Source organism: Cerasicoccus maritimus (genome assembly GCA_031296935.1).
Taxonomy (GTDB): domain Bacteria; phylum Verrucomicrobiota; class Verrucomicrobiia; order Opitutales; family Cerasicoccaceae; genus Cerasicoccus; species Cerasicoccus maritimus.
Genome location: JAVDPD010000025.1, coordinates 25,679 through 42,285 on the forward strand (window position 1 = coordinate 25,679; position 16,607 = coordinate 42,285).

Annotated in this window: 14 protein-coding genes and 1 tRNA gene; 5 read left to right on the top strand and 10 right to left on the bottom strand. The window is 56.0% G+C overall.

Annotation, left to right across the window (positions count from 1 at the left end; all coding sequences use genetic code 11):
- Positions 1-16: 16 nt before the first annotated feature.
- From RBB62_RS14880 to RBB62_RS14890, 3 genes are all read right to left on the bottom strand, one after another.
- Positions 17-775, bottom strand: a complete 759-nt coding sequence (locus RBB62_RS14880; protein ID WP_309399781.1) for a PEP-CTERM sorting domain-containing protein — start codon at positions 773-775, stop codon at positions 17-19.
- Between the two features lie 109 nt (positions 776-884).
- Entirely contained in the window at positions 885-1,820 is a 936-nt protein-coding gene (locus tag RBB62_RS14885; RefSeq protein WP_309399782.1) for a polysaccharide deacetylase family protein, read from the bottom strand.
- A gap of 68 nt (positions 1,821-1,888) precedes the next feature.
- Positions 1,889-5,806, bottom strand: a complete 3,918-nt coding sequence (locus tag RBB62_RS14890) for a methionine synthase (protein ID WP_309399783.1) — start codon at positions 5,804-5,806, stop codon at positions 1,889-1,891.
- A gap of 106 nt (positions 5,807-5,912) precedes the next feature.
- Here RBB62_RS14890 and rsmG point away from each other — a divergent pair, with 106 nt between their 5' ends.
- Both rsmG and RBB62_RS14900 read left to right on the top strand, forming a co-directional pair.
- Positions 5,913-6,569, top strand: a complete 657-nt coding sequence (gene rsmG / locus RBB62_RS14895) for a 16S rRNA (guanine(527)-N(7))-methyltransferase RsmG (protein WP_309399784.1) — start codon at positions 5,913-5,915, stop codon at positions 6,567-6,569.
- A 7-nt stretch (positions 6,570-6,576) separates the two neighbouring features.
- A complete protein-coding gene (locus RBB62_RS14900) occupies positions 6,577-7,332 on the top strand; it encodes a class I SAM-dependent methyltransferase (RefSeq protein ID WP_309399786.1) in 756 nt (251 codons plus the stop codon).
- Positions 7,333-7,350: 18 nt separating this feature from the next.
- Here the strand turns inward: RBB62_RS14900 and secA are convergent, their stop codons facing one another.
- The gene (secA, locus tag RBB62_RS14905) at positions 7,351-10,440 is read right to left on the bottom strand and encodes a preprotein translocase subunit SecA (RefSeq protein ID WP_309399788.1); all 3,090 of its coding nucleotides are present in this window, start codon (positions 10,438-10,440) and stop codon (positions 7,351-7,353) included.
- Between the two features lie 114 nt (positions 10,441-10,554).
- Positions 10,555-11,736 (bottom strand): SHD1 domain-containing protein, encoded by a 1,182-nt coding sequence (locus tag RBB62_RS14910; RefSeq protein WP_309399789.1) that lies wholly within the window; start codon positions 11,734-11,736, stop codon positions 10,555-10,557.
- 2 nt (positions 11,737-11,738) lie between these two features.
- Here RBB62_RS14910 and tsaE point away from each other — a divergent pair, with 2 nt between their 5' ends.
- A complete protein-coding gene (tsaE, locus tag RBB62_RS14915; protein ID WP_309399790.1) occupies positions 11,739-12,185 on the top strand; it encodes a tRNA (adenosine(37)-N6)-threonylcarbamoyltransferase complex ATPase subunit type 1 TsaE in 447 nt (148 codons plus the stop codon).
- Between the two features lie 31 nt (positions 12,186-12,216).
- On the opposite strand, the gene RBB62_RS14920 is transcribed toward tsaE, so the two are convergent.
- From RBB62_RS14920 to RBB62_RS14940, 5 genes are all read right to left on the bottom strand, one after another.
- Positions 12,217-12,302: transfer RNA gene (locus RBB62_RS14920), tRNA-Leu, on the bottom strand.
- Between the two features lie 124 nt (positions 12,303-12,426).
- Complete coding sequence (locus tag RBB62_RS14925) at positions 12,427-13,017, bottom strand: response regulator (RefSeq protein ID WP_309399791.1); 591 nt, start codon at positions 13,015-13,017, stop codon at positions 12,427-12,429.
- 92 nt (positions 13,018-13,109) lie between these two features.
- Positions 13,110-13,529, bottom strand: a complete 420-nt coding sequence (locus tag RBB62_RS14930; RefSeq protein WP_309399792.1) for a SufE family protein — start codon at positions 13,527-13,529, stop codon at positions 13,110-13,112.
- Between the two features lie 92 nt (positions 13,530-13,621).
- The gene (gene hpt / locus RBB62_RS14935; protein WP_309399793.1) at positions 13,622-14,197 is read right to left on the bottom strand and encodes a hypoxanthine phosphoribosyltransferase; all 576 of its coding nucleotides are present in this window, start codon (positions 14,195-14,197) and stop codon (positions 13,622-13,624) included.
- Positions 14,184-14,909, bottom strand: coding sequence for a tetratricopeptide repeat protein (locus RBB62_RS14940; protein ID WP_309399794.1), 726 nt, complete (start codon positions 14,907-14,909; stop codon positions 14,184-14,186). The genes hpt and RBB62_RS14940 overlap by 14 nt, the downstream gene beginning before the upstream one ends.
- Positions 14,910-15,098: 189 nt before the next feature.
- Between RBB62_RS14940 and RBB62_RS14945 the strand changes: the two genes are divergently transcribed.
- Positions 15,099-16,172 (top strand): ABC transporter ATP-binding protein, encoded by a 1,074-nt coding sequence (locus RBB62_RS14945; RefSeq protein ID WP_309399796.1) that lies wholly within the window; start codon positions 15,099-15,101, stop codon positions 16,170-16,172.
- A 6-nt stretch (positions 16,173-16,178) separates the two neighbouring features.
- A complete protein-coding gene (locus RBB62_RS14950) occupies positions 16,179-16,604 on the top strand; it encodes a hypothetical protein (RefSeq protein WP_309399797.1) in 426 nt (141 codons plus the stop codon).
- Positions 16,605-16,607: the final 3 nt, after the last annotated feature.

The window sequence follows — 16,607 nt, forward strand, 5'->3', positions numbered from 1 at the left end:
AAGAACCAGCCTACGCCTATCGACGGCGAAAATAAACTGCCAGTCCAAGCATTGCCAGCCCAGCAAATAAGGCATATGTTGCAGGCTCAGGTACTTGCGACACGGTCACCGCAGCCATGTAGGTGTGTTGATTGCCATTCGTCCCCTGGCGGCTGGAGAGCACCATAGATACGCTAAGCACGTCATTGGCGCTATCAGGCGTCACCAAAAGCGTGTAGACAATCCCCGCCTTAGGATTGTTAACGGTGCTAATCAGGCTACTATCAGTATAGGTAGTCGCTCCATCCAAAGTTGCCGTGAATGTGCCCACTGAACCAGCAGATGAATCAAAATAGCCGCCCGTAAAAATCTTAACTTCGTAGGTATCAGTGGTAGGCAGCGTAATATCTAAGCCTACACCAGCCCCTTCAACGCTTAGTTGAGAATTAAATGCGCCTCTCAGAGAAGCATCAGCAGACGTCGGACTACTCCCATCCGTATAGCTAATATGAATGTCGGTTAGCGCTGAGCTGCCGGTTCCCCGCAACCCTCCTCCGCCCACAGCGTAAAGATCACTTAGAGAACCATTGCCTCCGCTCTTAAAATTAGTCGGCGAGCCATCAAACGAAGAAGCTGTGGTGCTCCAGTATTCCCAATCATCCGTTCCTAAAGCAGTAAGATCCCAGGTTGTGCTTTGGGTGGTAGTGACAAAAGAACCATCTAATGTGGCTGCTTGAAGATAGCTAGCAGACACTGCGAGAAATACTGCGAAGGGGCATATTCCAAACAAACGCATAAACATTGTGAATTAGTCTAGCGGCAGAGGTCACAACCGTCAAATTCATATTCGGAGGAAATCCTGGGTAAATGGATACCCAGTAAAGCCCCACGAAACCTACCCAATTTCACTGCTTCTGCACGCGGTCCCGCAATTCGCCAAATCGCGCCTGCCAGTGGCGCGCAATGTCCACCCGCCGCGCAAACCACACGTCTCCCTTCGCGGTGGCATGCTCCAGGAATTTGATCAATCCGCCAATGCGACTCGGCCGCCCGATGTAGCGCGGATGCAGGCCGATGGACATCATTGCGGGTTGCTCGGCACCCTCCTCCCACAGCGTGTCAAAGCCATCGATGCAGACCTGCGCAAAGTCGTCGGCTGAGAGAAATTTACCCGCCGGCCCCGCCTGATAACGCATGTCATTCGTGTCGAAAGCGTAAGGCACGATCACATGTTGTCGGCCCGCCACTGTTTGCAGGCGCGGCAAGTCATCGTCGTAGGCATCGGAGTCGTAGAGGAAGCCCATCTCCGCTAGCAGCCGCCGCGTAATCGGCGACGGCGCGCCCTTGGTGTGCCAGCCCTGCGGACGCTCACCGCAGGCGTTCTCAATGGCGTCGATGGTCTTTTGAATGATCTCCCGCTCATGCGCTTCATCCATCTGCGAATGGTTTTCCCAGCGGTAGCTGTGGGCGGAAATTTCATGACCACGCGCCACGATGTCCTGCGCAAGCCAGGGCGCTTTTTCAATCGTGCGCCCCGCCGAGCTAACTGTGCTCTTTACGCCAAAACGGTCCAGAACGCGCATAATCCGCCAGTAGCCCACACGCGGCCCGTAATCGAAGTGCGACGCCAGGCAGTGGTTGGGCACATTTTCAATCGGCTCCAAAATCTCGTAAACAGCCTCATTGCGCTCATCGCCATCGGCCAGGGAAAGCTCGGCACCGGCCTCGGCATTTAAAACGACGGACATCGCCACGCGGGCATTGCCCGGCCACTGCGGATGCGGCGGTTGCCCGCCATAGCCTTTCAAGTCACGCGGATAGGGAGATGGCTGAGAACACATACCGTCAGCATGGCCTCATTCCACCGCAGCTTCAAGCCGCTTTCCACCCGATGAAAAGAACGTAACCCTTACTCATTCAGGTTCGGAGCGAGCCACTTCGCGGCGACGTCTTCGGTGATGCCCTTGCGCTCGGCGTAGTCCTTCAGTTGGTCGCGGCCGATCAGGCCCACGTTGAAGTAGTTGGCGTCCGGGTGCCCGAAGTAGAGACCGCTGACCGATGCCGCCGGCCACATGGCGCGGCTCTCGGTGAGCTTCATGCCGGTGCGCGCTTCGACATCGAGCACATCCCAGAGCGTGTCCTTCTCCAAGTGGTCCGGGCAGGCCGGGTAGCCCGCCGCCGGGCGGATACCGCGGTACTGCTCCTTGACCATCCACACAACGTGCTCATTGACTTCGCCAACTTTGCAATCCAAAGTAGCTTTGCCAGAGAAAGCTTCCTCTAGGCCAAAGCCCCACTCATCGCGAACCTGCTTGTGCAGCCACTCGGCGCAGGCTTCCGCAAAACGGTCGCCCAGGGCCTTGATCATGATGCCCGTAAAGTCGTCACCCTTATCTTCGAAGGTCTTCGCGTAGGCGTCGACTTCCTCGCCCGCCGTGCAGGCAAAGCCGCCGAGTACATCGATGATGCCGGTTGACTGCGGCGCCACGAAGTCGGCGAGGCACTTGTAGGTTTCGCCCTGGTTGAGCTTCTCCTTTTGCTGACGCAGGAAGTGGAAACGCGCGAGTTCCTTGGCGTGGTCTTCTGGCGTGTAAATCACCACGTCGTCGCCAACGCTTTGCGCGGGCCACAGCGCCGTCACCCCACGCAGGCGGAAACGCTGGTTCTTAATGATGTCTTCCAGCAAGCGCTGGGCTTCGTCATAAAGCTTCGTTGCCTCGGCACCGTATTTCTTGTGCGTCAGGATTTTCGGGAAGACGCCCTTGAGCTCCCACGAATGGAAGAACGGCGACCAGTCAAAGTATTCCAGTACTCGGTCGAGCGGGATGTTGTCCCAACTTTGCAATCCAAAGTTCGCGGGCTTGGCGGGCTCGTAGCCGCCCCACTCGATCTGCGGTGCCTTCGTACGCGCCTCGGCAATTGGCAGAATTTTCACCTTGTCCTTGCCCTTCTCGAAACGCGCGCGGTGCTTCTGCTGCTCAGCGGCAAGCTCTTGCAAATACGCGTCGCGCTTCTTCGGGTTGAGCAGATTGTTGCAAACGCCGGTGACGAGCGAGGCGTCGCCCACGCGGACGATTGGCTGGTCGTAGTGCGGCGCAATCTTGATCGCCGTGTGCGCCGAGCTGGTCGTCGCGCCACCGATGAGCAGCGGCGTTTTGAAGCCGCGCTTCTTCATCTCCTGCGCGTTGTGAATCATTTCGTCGAGCGATGGCGTAATCAAGCCGGACATGCCGATGATATCCGCGCCCCACTCTTCCGCTTCCTTCAAAATAGTGTCGCAGTCGACCATCACGCCAAGGTCCTTGACCTCGTAGTTGTTGCACGCGAGCACCACGCCAACGATGTTTTTGCCGATGTCGTGCACGTCACCCTTCACGGTCGCGATCAGGAATTTCCCCGCGCTGTTACCCGCGCCGTCTTCCTTCTCCGCTTCCATGTAAGGCATGAGGTAGGCCACGGCTTTCTTCATCACGCGGGCGCTCTTCACCACCTGCGGCAGGAACATCTGACCGGAGCCAAAGAGATCGCCGACGACCTTCATGCCGTCCATCAGCGGACCTTCGATCACCTCCAGCGGGCGGCCGTATTTTTGGCGCGCCTCTTCCGTGTCGGCGTCGACGTGGGTCGTAATGCCCTTAACGAGCGCATGGCTCAGCCGCTCCTCGACCGTGCCATTGCGCCAGTCGGTCTTTACGTCAGCCGTTTTTTTTTCCGCTGCGGGAACCGCGCCTGCGCCGCCCTGCAAAAACTTTTCGATGATCTCGGGATTCTTCTCCGCGTTGGCGCGCTCGAAGAGCTCTCGCAGCGTGTTCATGCCCTGAATCATGGCCGCGTTGATGCGCTCTTCCGGTGTGCCCGCGCCGAGCGTGACGCTGCCGTCCTTGACCTTCTCCGCGTATTCGATGAGGCGCTCGGTGGCGTCGGCATCGCGGTTGAGCAAGACGTCCTCGACCATCTTCTTCATGGTCGCATCCATCTCGTCATACTTCATGAGCAGGCTCGGGTTGACGATAGCCATGTCGAGCCCTGCCGCGCAAGCGTGGTGCAGGAACGCGGCGTGCATTGCCTCGCGGACCGGGTTGTTCCCGCGGAACGAAAACGAAATGTTCGACAGGCCGCCGCTGGTGCGCGCGCCGGGGCACTTTTGCTTCACTTCGCGGACGGCTTCGATGAAGTCCACCGCGTAGTTGTTATGCTCCTCCATGCCAGTCGCAACCGTCAGGATGTTGAGGTCGAAAATGATGTCCTGCGGGTCCATGCCGACTTCCTCGGTCAGGATCTTGTAGGAGCGCTGAGCGATCTTTACCTTGTCGGCCTGGTTGTCGGCCTGGCCTTTTTCGTCGAAGGCCATGACGATAACTGCCGCACCGTAGCGCATAATTTTTTTCGCCTGCGCCTTAAATTCTTCCTCGCCGCCCTTGAGGCTGATCGAGTTGACGATGCACTTGCCCTGCACGCACTTGAGACCGGCTTCGATGACTGAGAACTTCGAGCTGTCGATCATGATCGGCACCTTCGCAATGTCGGGCTCCGACGCCACGAGGTTGAGGAAGCGCGTCATGCACTCCTCGCCGTCGAGCATGCCTTCGTCGAAATTGATGTCGATGACCTGAGCGCCGCTGTCGACTTGGCTCTGCGCGATGGCGAGTGCGCCATTGAAATCGTCGGCCTTGATTAGCTTCTTAAAGCGCGGCGAACCGGTCACGTTGGTGCGCTCGCCGACATTGATGAAGCCCATCGACGGATCGATGTTCAATGCCTGCAAACCGCTGAGGCGCAGCTTGGGCTCGAAAGTCGGGACCTTGCGCGGAGGCAACGGGGAAAGCTCCTTAACCACAGCGGCAATGTGCGCGGGGGTCGTTCCGCAGCAGCCGCCCACCAGGTTCACGAGGCCATCCTTGGCAAATTGGCCCACGGCGCTGCCGGTTGTTTCCGGGGTCTCGTCATAGCCAGTCGGCGCGAGCGGATTCGGCAATCCGGCGTTCGGGTAAACGTGCACATAGCAATCGGCGACGGCGGACAGCTCTTCGAGGAAAGGCTTCATCAGGTCGGCGCCGAGCGCGCAGTTGAGGCCAACGCAAAGCGGCTTGGCGTGGCGGATGGAATTCCAGCACGCTTCGACAGTTTGGCCGGACAAGGTGCGACCGGACTTGTCCGTAATCGTCACCGACACGATCACCGGAATACGCTCTTCCAGCGTGTCCTGCAAATCGGCAATCGCGTGCAGTGCAGCCTTGAGGTTCAGCGTGTCAAAAGTCGTTTCCGGGAGCAGCAAGTCAACGCCGCCTTCGATGAGCTGCTCGGCCTGCTCGTAGTAGGCCTGGTAAAGCTCGTCGTAGCTCGTCGCGCGGTATTCCGGGCGGTTCACGTCGGGCGAGAGCGAGGCCGTGCGGTTCGTCGGGCCCATGGCGCCGGCGACGAACGTCGGGCGGCCTTCCTTCTCGGAAATTTCGTCCGCGACCTTGCGCGCCAGCTTGGCGGACTCGACGTTGATATCGCGCACGCGGTGCTCGAGCTTGTAGTCAGCCTGCGCAATCGTGGTGCCGCTGAAGGTATTCGTCTCGATAATGTCCGCGCCGGCCTCGAAGAACTGGCGGTGAATTTCGCTGATGATGTCCGGGCGCGTGAAGCTGAGCAGGTCGTTGTTGCCCTTGAGGTCGCCCGGGGCGTCGGCCAGTGACTCGTCACGGAAATCCTTTTCCTGCAGCTTGTATTGCTGGATCATGGTCCCCATCGCTCCATCGAGGAAGACGATGCGCTCCGCCAGCAAATCGGCGAGGAGCTGACCTTTTTTCGTAAACGGCTTGTTGATTGCAGAATTGGACATATCGGAATTAACGCATCAATAAATTCGGATGAATTGATGCGTTGCAAGCATGAAGTTGCGGTTTGCGTCGAAGAAAAGCGCTCTACATAACGTGGGATTTCTGACCGTGGAAACCATAAAACAGCATTTTCCTGACATCGACACCGCCACTTGGGACCAGCTAACCGCCTGGGCCGCCCTGATGCGCGACTGGAACGCCAAGATCAACCTCGTTTCGCGCAAAGACATCGAGCGCCTCGAGGAGAAACACCTCGCGCACTGCCTGATCGTCACCCGCGTGCTCAAGCTGATGAAAGGCGCCCGCGTGATCGATGTGGGCACCGGCGGCGGCCTCCCCGGCCTCGTCATGGCAATCTGTTACCCGCACGCGCACTTCACGCTGGTGGACTCGGTTGGCAAAAAAATCAAGGTCGTCGAAGACGTCGCCAAGCAACTCAAGCTGGACAATGTCGAGGTTCGTAACTGCCGCGCCGAGACAATTAACCGCGAGTTCGACTTCATCACCGGCCGCGCTGTTAAGGAGCTGCCGTTGTTTTGCAATTGGGTCCGCAAGCTCGGCCGCCGCGGGCAAAAACACTCGCTGGAAAACGGCCTCATCTACTGGAAAGGCGGCGAGTACGCCGAGGAAGTCGCGAAGCTGAAAATCAAGCCACGCCACGTCTGGAAGGTGAATGACTTCCTGCCCGGCGAAGAGTTCGAGGGTAAATACCTGCTGCACTTCCTGGCGCAAGACCTACCACGGGCCGCCAAGCCGCAAACCTGAGTATTCCATGTCGGCCAACCAAGACATGTATAACCACTTTGGCGCGGACTACCATGCGAAGCGTCAGCGCGAGGAAGAAAGCGCGTGGAACCGCTACATCGACCATCCGATGATCGAGTCACTGCTCGCCAATGTTGCGCCCTGCCCCGCCGCGGACCTCGGCTGTGGCAGCGGATTGCTAACAAAATGGCTGGCCAAGCGCGGATTTGATGTCGTTGGCGCGGACTTCTCGGAATCGCTGATTGGGATCGCTCGGCAGGAAAATCCCGAGCTCGAATTCCACGTGGCCAACGTGAAAAAGACGCCTTTTGCCGACGCCTCTTTCGGGCTGATTGTCAGCGCGCTGGTCCTGCATTATGAGCAAGATTTACAGCCGGTTTTTGCGGAGTTTGCCCGACTGTTGAAACCCGGTGGCCAAGTGGTTTTCAGCATGCACCACCCCATGGACGAGGTAACCAGCATGGGCACGCGTGCGAATGGCCAACCTACGATCCGCCCCTATTTTCACAACGAGCCTTATCGTTTTGAAATGGCAGGCATGGACCTGACAGCCTACCACCACACCTTTGAAAACATTGCTCAAGCGCAATTCGCGAATGGCTTCGTGGTCGAAGATCTCCGCGAGGGGCGCATGGTCGACGAAGTCAAAGAAAAGTTCCCCGACTACCACGCACGCACCAACGCTTACCCGAGCTTTGTGGGCTTCCGTATACGGTTAAATCAAGACACAAAACCAGGCTTTAAAACGACGAAAACGATCTAAAAAGTCTAGGGTCTGGAGTTATTTTTTGACCGATTCCACCAGCACCCAGCCTTCGTTTCGAATAAGCGGCTCGGCCTTCTTGAACTTCAGGGTTTGAGTCTGCGGACCGCGGCGAATCGTCACCGTTTCATTGCGGCCAATTTTCGGCAGATTGACCACTGGCTCTGACTTCTGTACCTTCGGCAGCTTCACTTGCTGCTTGGAAGCTACGGCCAACCCGGCAGAACCAACGCCCTGCCCTTGCGCCACCGCGCCTTCATCCGGCCCGCTCATTTGCGCCTTTTGCTGCATCATCTGCTGCGAACGCGCATGAGCTTCCAGTGAAGTCGAGCTACGGAACAAGCGACGGCACAGTTCATTGCGCACACGGCCCATCATTTCCTGGAAATAAGTGAAAGCTTCGGTCTTGAACTCGATAAGCGGATCCTTCTGCGCATGGCTGCGCAAGTAGATCGCGCGGCGGAGGTCTTCGATTTCGGTCAGGTGGTCCTGCCAGTTGTTATCGAGCGAGATGGTGATGAGCTTGCGCTGCAGACCCACAATGTGCTCGGGGTCTTCCAACGCTTCCTTCTCGGCGTAAACCTTCTCAACGGCCGACTTAAGGAATGCAATCGCGTCGATGCGGCCCTTGCCTGACAAATCCTCGTTCTTGAGCGAAATCGGGAAGTGGCTGTTGAGCCAGCTCAGGAGATTCTCCAGATCTTCACTACTCGGCTCCTTACCGCCGGGAGCAATGTTGTCCCAACGCTCTTCGAGCTCTTCCTCGATCATATCGAAGATCAAGTCGCGCGGAGCATCCACCTGGAGCGCGTCATTGCGCAGGCCATAGACGACTTCGCGCTGGCGGTTGAGCACTTCGTCAAACTGTAGAAGGCGCTTACGCACCGAATAGTGCTGCTGCTCCACCTTCTTCTGTGCGGATTCGATCGAGCGGTTGAGCAACGGGTGCTCCAGCACTTCGCCCTCGTTGAATGTGGTTTGCAGAATTTTGGAGATCGGCCCAGCATTCGCAAACAAGCGCATAAGGTCGTCTTCCAGCGAGATGTAAAACTTCGTGTGGCCGGGGTCGCCTTGACGTGCACAACGACCACGCAACTGGCGGTCAATACGACGCGACTCATTGCGCTCGGTGCCGAGCACCATCAGGCCACCTAAGTCGCGAACGCCTTCGCCGAGCTTAATGTCCGTTCCGCGGCCTGCCATGTTCGTAGCCACGGTAACGGCGCCACGCTGGCCAGCATTGGCGACGATCTCCGCTTCCTGCTGGTGGTATTTCGCGTTCAGCACGGAGTGCTGGATCTTACGCTTGGTCAGCAGCTTGCTGATGTCTTCCGAGGAGATAACCGAAGCCGTGCCCAGCAGCACCGGCTGGCCACGATCGTGCGCGGCGGCAACTGCTTCTACGACCGCAGCGAACTTTTCGCGCTCGGTCTTGTAGATGACGTCATTGTCGTCGACGCGGATGCACGGCTTGTTGGTCGGGATGATCATCACATCGAGGTTGTAGATGTCATGGAATTCCTGAACCTCGGTTTCCGCCGTGCCCGTCATACCAGCGAGCTTTTCGTAAAGTCGGAAATAGTTCTGAATCGTGATCGTTGCGTAGGTCTTGGTTTCCCTCTCGATCTTCACGTTTTCCTTGGCTTCCACCGCTTGGTGGAGCCCTTCGGACCAACGGCGCCCCGGCATCGGGCGGCCAGTGTTCTCGTCAATGATGACGACCTTGCCTTCTTCGGTGACCACGTACTGCTTGTCGCGCTCGTAAAGTGAATAGGCGCGAAGCAACTGGCTGATGCAGTGTAGGTCTTCGCTCTGCTGTGCAAAGCTTGCTTCGGCCTCTTGTTTGGCCTTCATTTTGCCTTCGTCATCGAGGCTGTCATCACGATCGATTTCGATGAACTCCGTCGGCAGGTCGGGCATCACGAAGGCATCGGGGTTGCCCGGACGCAGTGTGCTACGACCAGCTTCGGTGAGGTCAGCCTGATGCTGCTTTTCGTCGATCTGGTAAAAGAGCTCTTCCTTGATCGCGTAGAGCTGCTCCTTGTTGAAATCGCCGTGCATCTCGAGGTCATACTTCTCAAATGGCAAGCGGACATCGCCGCGCTCCATGAGGCGCATGAAGGTCGGATTCTTCGGCATGCCAAGCTTGACCTGAAGCATCTTCCGGAACGCGTCATCGCGATCCGGGTCTTCCTTCTCCAGCTCATTCTTGGCTTCGATGATGAGCTTATTGCAGAGCTTGAACTGAGCGGCGACCAGCTTCTGAATCCCAGGCTTGTGATCCTGGAAAGGCGCTTCACGGTTTTCGGCCATTGGGCCGGAAATGATCAGCGGCGTGCGCGCTTCATCGATGAGGATGGAGTCAATTTCGTCAACGATGCAGAAATAGTGATCCTTCTGGACTTGCTGCTCACTGGAGCCAGCCATGCCGTTGTCGCGCAGGTAGTCGAAGCCGAACTCGGACGCGGTGCCGTAGGTCAGGTTGCACTGGTAGGCAGCGTGCTTTTCTTCGTTGGGCTGCTGGTTACGCAGCACGCCAATGGTGAGGCCCAAATACTTGAAGAGGTGGCCCATCCACTCGGCGTCACGTTGCGCAAGGTATTCGTTGACGGTGACGAGCTGACAGTTGCGACCGGTCAGCGAGTTCAGGTAAAGCGGCAGAGTCGACACCAGTGTTTTACCTTCACCGGTGGCCATTTCCGCAATTTTGTTGTCATGCAGAGCCATTCCACCGATGAGCTGGCAGTCGTAGTGCACCATGTTCCAGGTGTCTTGAGTGCCGGTGTATTCGATAGGCTGACCACAGAGTCGTCGTGCGGCATTTTTGCAGACCGCGAATGCCTCAGGGAGCATTTCGTCCAGGATCTCCTTATTGAGGTCGACCAGCTTGTCAGGCTCTGCGTTTTCACCGCCAAGCTTCTCCTTGCCGGCCTTCCAAGCCTGTTGGTAGCGCTCCATCAGCTCCGGAGTCTTTGCCTTGAGCTGCTCTTCGGTCAGGGACTGGAATCCCTGCTCCAACTTGTTAATCTTGTCTACAATCGGCTGCGCCCGCTTGTAAAACTTGCGGTAGTGGCTACCCGAAAACTTCTTAAGAATAGATCCGATCATTGGAAAATGGGCAATTTAGCGAATAGGACACCTTGGGAGTCGTTTGGTTCGCCGTCAACGGCGTTTTCCCTTGAATCTATGCATGAAAGCAACCTAGTAGGTCGTTATATTTAGTTACAAATCGATGTCCTCACGTTTGTAGGCGTCTTTTATTTGCTCCGTGAGCCCCTGATAGCTGCGTCCTGCCAGCAGAAGCTGGCGCGCATCCTGATCACTCGCGCCAGACTCAATTGCCCGCACGTAGGCATAGATGCGTCTCCCTTCGCCCTCCCCGTCAAGGTGCAGGAAGTAATTGAACAGGAGAAATGCAGATAGATAATAATTTCTGAGCTCATCCGGTGCATTGGCGAAATTTGAATTCCACTCGCTAGCGGACATGGTCATCAGCTCCTCAGGCGAGACCATCCGAAACAGGCCACGCCGCTGCAAGCGGTCAAATTCATCCACCTTGCGTTTATCAAAGCGAAACTCCCCCTTGCGGTAGGGAACGCTCTCCATGTAAACGGCCATGCCTTCAATGATCCACGGCGGTAGTTTGCCCAGCCAGTCATGGTGTACCTGGTGGGTGATTTCGTGAATCAACGTGCCGTGGTCGTCAGAATCATCTAAAGTATAACTGCTGGAAGACTTTTTGACCCCCAAGCTCGCAAGCGGTGTCCAAATTTCGCGTTTTGATGAAAAGTACACACCTCCCGAGTTAGGCAAACCACCCGCATCGTAATAATCTTGCTTATGTTTGAAGAGACGCGTCACGTATCGGGCTTCGCTGGGGTGCGGTTTCCATTTCAACGGAAAAACCTGCATCGCGGCATAAGTAGATTCGAAAATCTTGCCAAAATCCCGGACAACTTTCCTCGCTAGCTTTACATCGGAATGAAACTCGAAGTTTGGCGTGCGGTAAATGTAAACATTGGTCGCATTGTCTTCCTTCACGACCTGGACGTCGTAATTGTCTGGCAGTCCAACCTTACGCGGCCACTGCAAGCCTTCAAATGGCTTTGCTTCCTGAACAGCTTCTGTTTTACCTGATTCAGAGATGATCTTACGCAGGTAGGCTTGATCCTCCCTCGATAGCGACTCGACCGGAAATAAATAGGTGCGCCCGTCGCTACTTCTTTTAATCTTCACATGACCGGCTTCTAGCGCAATAAACTCGGCCTCAACCTGACGCCCGGCCTTGTCGGTCCACGTCCTTGGCTCTCCTCTCGCCAACCAAGGCACCAGGCAGCAAAGGGCGACGTAACCTAACCATCTCATCCAGATATAGAAACGCTGAGACGACAGTTCAGTCAACACCGATGGAAGACCTTTTCACCCAGCTGAAAACCGGCGTCAACACGACCAGCCCCGAGGAAACCGAGAAGTTGGCAGGCAGTTTCGCTGCACAAATGCCCAAAAACTGCACCATCGCACTCTATGGCGACCTCGGTGCGGGCAAGAGCACCTTTACGCGTGGCCTGGCGCGCGCCTGGGGCATTACGCAGCCCATCACCAGCCCAACTTACAACCTGCTCAATGTTTATCAAGGCGAACGACAGCTGCTTCACCTAGATGCATATCGCCTGGAGACGCCTGATTCAGCAGAAGACCTTTTGATCGAAGACCTACAGCGCGATCCTTGGGCCCTGGTCATTGAATGGCCGCAAAAAGTCCCCAGCTATTGGCTGGAAGACGCAATTTCGCTAAATTTTACCATAGACGGCGAGCATCGGCGCTTGGAGCTTTTGCCATCGTGCGGTCGTTGATTCTCTTACCTTCAGTTTCGCGCGTTTAAGGTGGTGCCCGGGGCGGGACTCGAACCCGCACGCCCTTGCGGGCAAGGGATTTTAAGTCCCCAGTGTCTACCATTCCACCACCCGGGCGGGTGCGCCGATCAACTCGACAGGTGTAGGATGAGGCAGTATGCTACGTTCCGCGGCAGTGCCGACAAGGGAAAATCGCAAAGATTTTACCTGAAAATGATGACTCCGGGCAGACCAAGGGACACTACTCCCCTTGCTGCTGTTTACTTTCAGCCTTTAGCTCCTCCAACTGTGGCTTAATGACATTTTCGTAGTAGCCGGGCTCGATGCCATGCGAGACCTGGATACCGAGGTGGCGCTGCATAAATTCCTCGATCGTCTGCCAGCCTTCATCCGGGAAGTTGATCTTCTTCGTATAGCTGCAAATAGTCAGGATGTTTTCCAGCGACTTGATGCGCGAAGTGCTTTGCAGGATGCGCTCAGCGACACGGAGTCGCATTTTGAGTTGGTTACGGTCGAGCGGCTTGCTGAGGAAATCATCGACGCCAGCGTCCATCGCGCGGATGTAGTTTTGCTCATCGGCAACGTTGGCTGTGAGCATAATGAAATAGGTGTAGTCCGATTCCGGACGGTTGCGAATACGCTCCAGCAGACCGAGCCCGTCCAGACACGGCATGAGCCAGTCGCTGACAACGATACGGGTCGGACAAGTATCGTAAATGCGCCATGCTTCTTCACCATCACCAGCGACGGCCACATTGTAACCCATTTGCTGTAGATTCGTCTTCAGCAAGTTTTGGGAGATGGCGTCGTCTTCTGCTATGAGCACATTCATGACATAGCGGGTTTAGCTCAATGACTCCGGATTTGCTAGAATTTTCAGAGGGGGTATATCTGGGCTGTCAATTAGGGGCTATTGACTTGAATCTAGACTTCTTTGAGGCAGTGTTCGGCGAAGGCCTTAATCTTATTCCACACGTTCGAGAGACCGTTGCGACGGTTAGGTGTTAGATGCTGGGTAACGCCAACTTGGGCGAGGAAATCCGGTGGTATCGCAATGATCTCCTCCGGCGCATAACCGCTATAAAGCTGCGTGAGCAGGCCCGCGACGCCTTTAGTGATTACGGCGTCCGAATCGGTCTCGAAGTAGCATTTGCCGTCTTCGAAGCTCGGCACCAGCCATAGTTGGGACTGACAACCTTCGATGCGGAAGGCGTCGTTTTTGAACTCGTCGGCTAGAGGCTTCTGGCTCTTCGCGTTGTCGATAATGTATGCGAAACGCTCCTGTGGATCTTCAATAATCGACAGGTCTTCGACCAGTTCATCTCGTTTCTCTTCTAAAGTCATGATTAAACAGTGTATAAGTGCGTGAGTGTGCAGGTGTGTTGAGTTACGTCTATACTAACGACCTACTCACCTAAACGCTTACGAACTTTAATCTAGCACCACTCGGGCGGGTTTTGCAATTCCGGACGCAACACGCCGATGCAAGGCAGATTGCGGTATCGTTCAGCAAAATCCAGGCCATACCCAACCACGAATGCCTCCGGGATGGTGAAGCCGCTGTAGCTGGCCTGATAGGTCTTGGTGCGGCGGCCCTCCTTGTCGAGGAGCACGCAGGTGCGCAGCGTTGCTGGTTTCATGCGCTTGAGGACGCTCACGAGCTTTTGCAGCGTGCTGCCGGTGTCGAGAATGTCGTCGATCAGCAGCACGTGCTCGCCGGCGATGTTCATGCGAATGTTGTCAATGATCTCCGGCTCGGAAACGGGGGTGGTGTCGTCGCGGTAGGAGGACACGCGTATGCAGTCCAGCTTGGCATGCAGCTTGAGCTGGCGCATCAGGTCGGCCACGAAAACGATGGACCCGTTGGTCACGGCCACGAGGACGATTTCCTCGATGCCTTGATCCATGTAGTAGCTAGTGATGGTCTCGCCCAATTCGGCAATGCGTTGGGCCAGCGCCTCTCCACTGACTAATACCTCGGCGAGGTCATCCATGAGACTAATTTGCGTCATTTTCGAGCTTTCTGTAAGTAGATGGGAAACGCTTCTTTGCGCGCTTGAGCGATTTTTCAATGTCGTCGGTCAGCCGGGGAGCGCCGGGTGTGCTGTGCGCCTTCATCAGTAGGGCCACGCAGCGTTTGTCGCGCTCTTCCAGATACCAATCGCCCACATAATAATAAATGGTCCGGCGGTAGTTGTCGTCGTAAGTGTTGCTGGATTTCTCCATGTCGGCCAGGAGCCATTCGAAGTCTTCGGTCGCCACGTCGCCACGGCCAAGGAATCCCGGGCTACGAGCCGAATTGATGCCACGGATCAGGCGCGTGTCCGGGTTGTCGGGGTCGCTGGCAATGAGCTCGTCAAGGATGGTGTAGCCCTTTTCCACGTAGTCGAGCTTGCTGAAAATGGACACATACTGCGCCTTCATGACGGTGTTGCTCCCGAGCATAGCTTGGGTCTTGGCGTTGTCGGGATCGACCTTGAGGATCTCTTTGAAGATCACGATGGACTTATCCAGCGCCTGCTCGCTCTCGTCATTCATGGCAACTTCGGTGTAGGCGATGCCAAGGTCATATTTCACGTCGAGGTTGTTCGGATCTTGGGCAAGTTTCTTTTCCAGACCAGCAATGCTTTGGTCACCACTGGTGTCGGCTTTCAAGTCCCGCTCGGCGTGCAGGGCACCAGCGGTGATCGCGAGTAGTAATCCGTAATGAAAAGCTCTGAACATGAATAAACTTCATAGGGTGCAATTGGACCTAATGCTGTCAATGAGAACCGCACCTAAACAGCTTGTTATAAAGCGATTTACGGGCCAAAATTCGCGCCAAAAGCCCGTTTGGTAGCATTATTGTGACGCAAAGTGGGATTTCTTGCGTTTAATTTGACACTTGGCGCCGCATTCGCTGACGTTGCCCGCATGATTGGGGTAAGTGTGCAAGGCGTAATCAAACGCTTTGGCGAGACAACGGCGCTCGCCGGCATCGATGTTGAAATCGAGCCGGGTGAACTCTTTTTTCTTCTCGGGCCAAGTGGCTGCGGCAAAACCACGCTGCTACGCTGCCTGGCGGGTTTTTACATCCCGGAGGAGGGGAAGATCCTCTTCGGCGACGAGGATGTCACCAAAAAGGAACCCCACAAGCGCGGCACTGGCATGATGTTCCAGAGCTACGCGCTGTGGCCCCACATGACCGTGCTTGAAAACGTCGCCTTCGGTCTGGAGCAGCAAAAAGTGCCCAAGGCCGAACGCCTCACGCGCGCCCGCGAAGCCCTGGCCTCCGTCCAGATGGAGGAATACGGCGACCGCAAGCCCAACGCGCTTTCCGGCGGCCAGCAGCAACGCGTGGCCCTTGCGCGCGCCCTGGTTATCCGCCCCAAGTGCCTGCTGCTCGACGAACCACTTTCCAACCTCGACGCCAAGCTCCGCAACGATATGCGCCTGGAAATTCGCCGCATCTGCAAGGAGTACCAGTTGACCACGATTTACGTGACCCATGACCAAAAGGAGGCCCTGAGCATCGCAGACCGGATGGCGGTTTTCTCGCGCGGCGAGCTTCAGCAGGTCGGCAGTCCGGTGGATGTCTATCGTCGCCCGAAGAACAAGTTTGTCGCGGACTTCATCGGTGAGGCCAACTTCATCCCGGGCAAATTCAAAACGATGGCCAACGGATTTTATGTGGTCGAAACAGCCTTTGGCGAGCTGCTCGGCTCAGCGCCCGAAGGGACCACGCTTTCGGCGGGCGCCGCGGTCACGATTATGATCCGCCCGGAGATGCTGCGTCTCGAAGAAAAGGCTGCCGCCGTGAATGCGATTCCCGCCACGATCGACGGTCTGACTTACTACGGCGAAGTTGCGCACTACGACGTTGCACCCACTGCGGGCGGCGAGTCCCTGCGCGTATCGGAAATCAACCCGCAGCACCTCGGCGGCTCCCGTGATGGCCAAATCTACGCTGCCGCCCGCCCCGAAGACGTAGTCATCCTAACCGATTGAATTCTCATGCTCAAGAAGTCCATCATCTTAGTTTTGATATTTTCGATGTTCAGTGGATGCAGCGAGCCGAGTCACAATTTTGTTCGATACGATTTTGAAGAATTGACCGAACGCTGTACGGTTTTCAGTCGCGAAGGTTCAATAGTCGCATTCGCATATCCAATGTGGAGTCTTATTGAGGTAGGAATGAACGATAACATAACTAAGGTTTCAGTTATTAAGCCAGTGCCCTTCGATCCGGACAGTATTTCTGAAGGAAAGGAACCCCAATCACCGTTCGTAAAAGAACACTTTATTGAATACGGAAATTTGGCTATTTTTGATTCTGATTGTGAGCTCGTGGGCATCATTAAATTAAATGGTGCATCGTCCAAGGAGGAAATAAGAGCACTGCTACTCAGCTCCTTACTGAATTCTCCTGAGCCAGAGTAATTC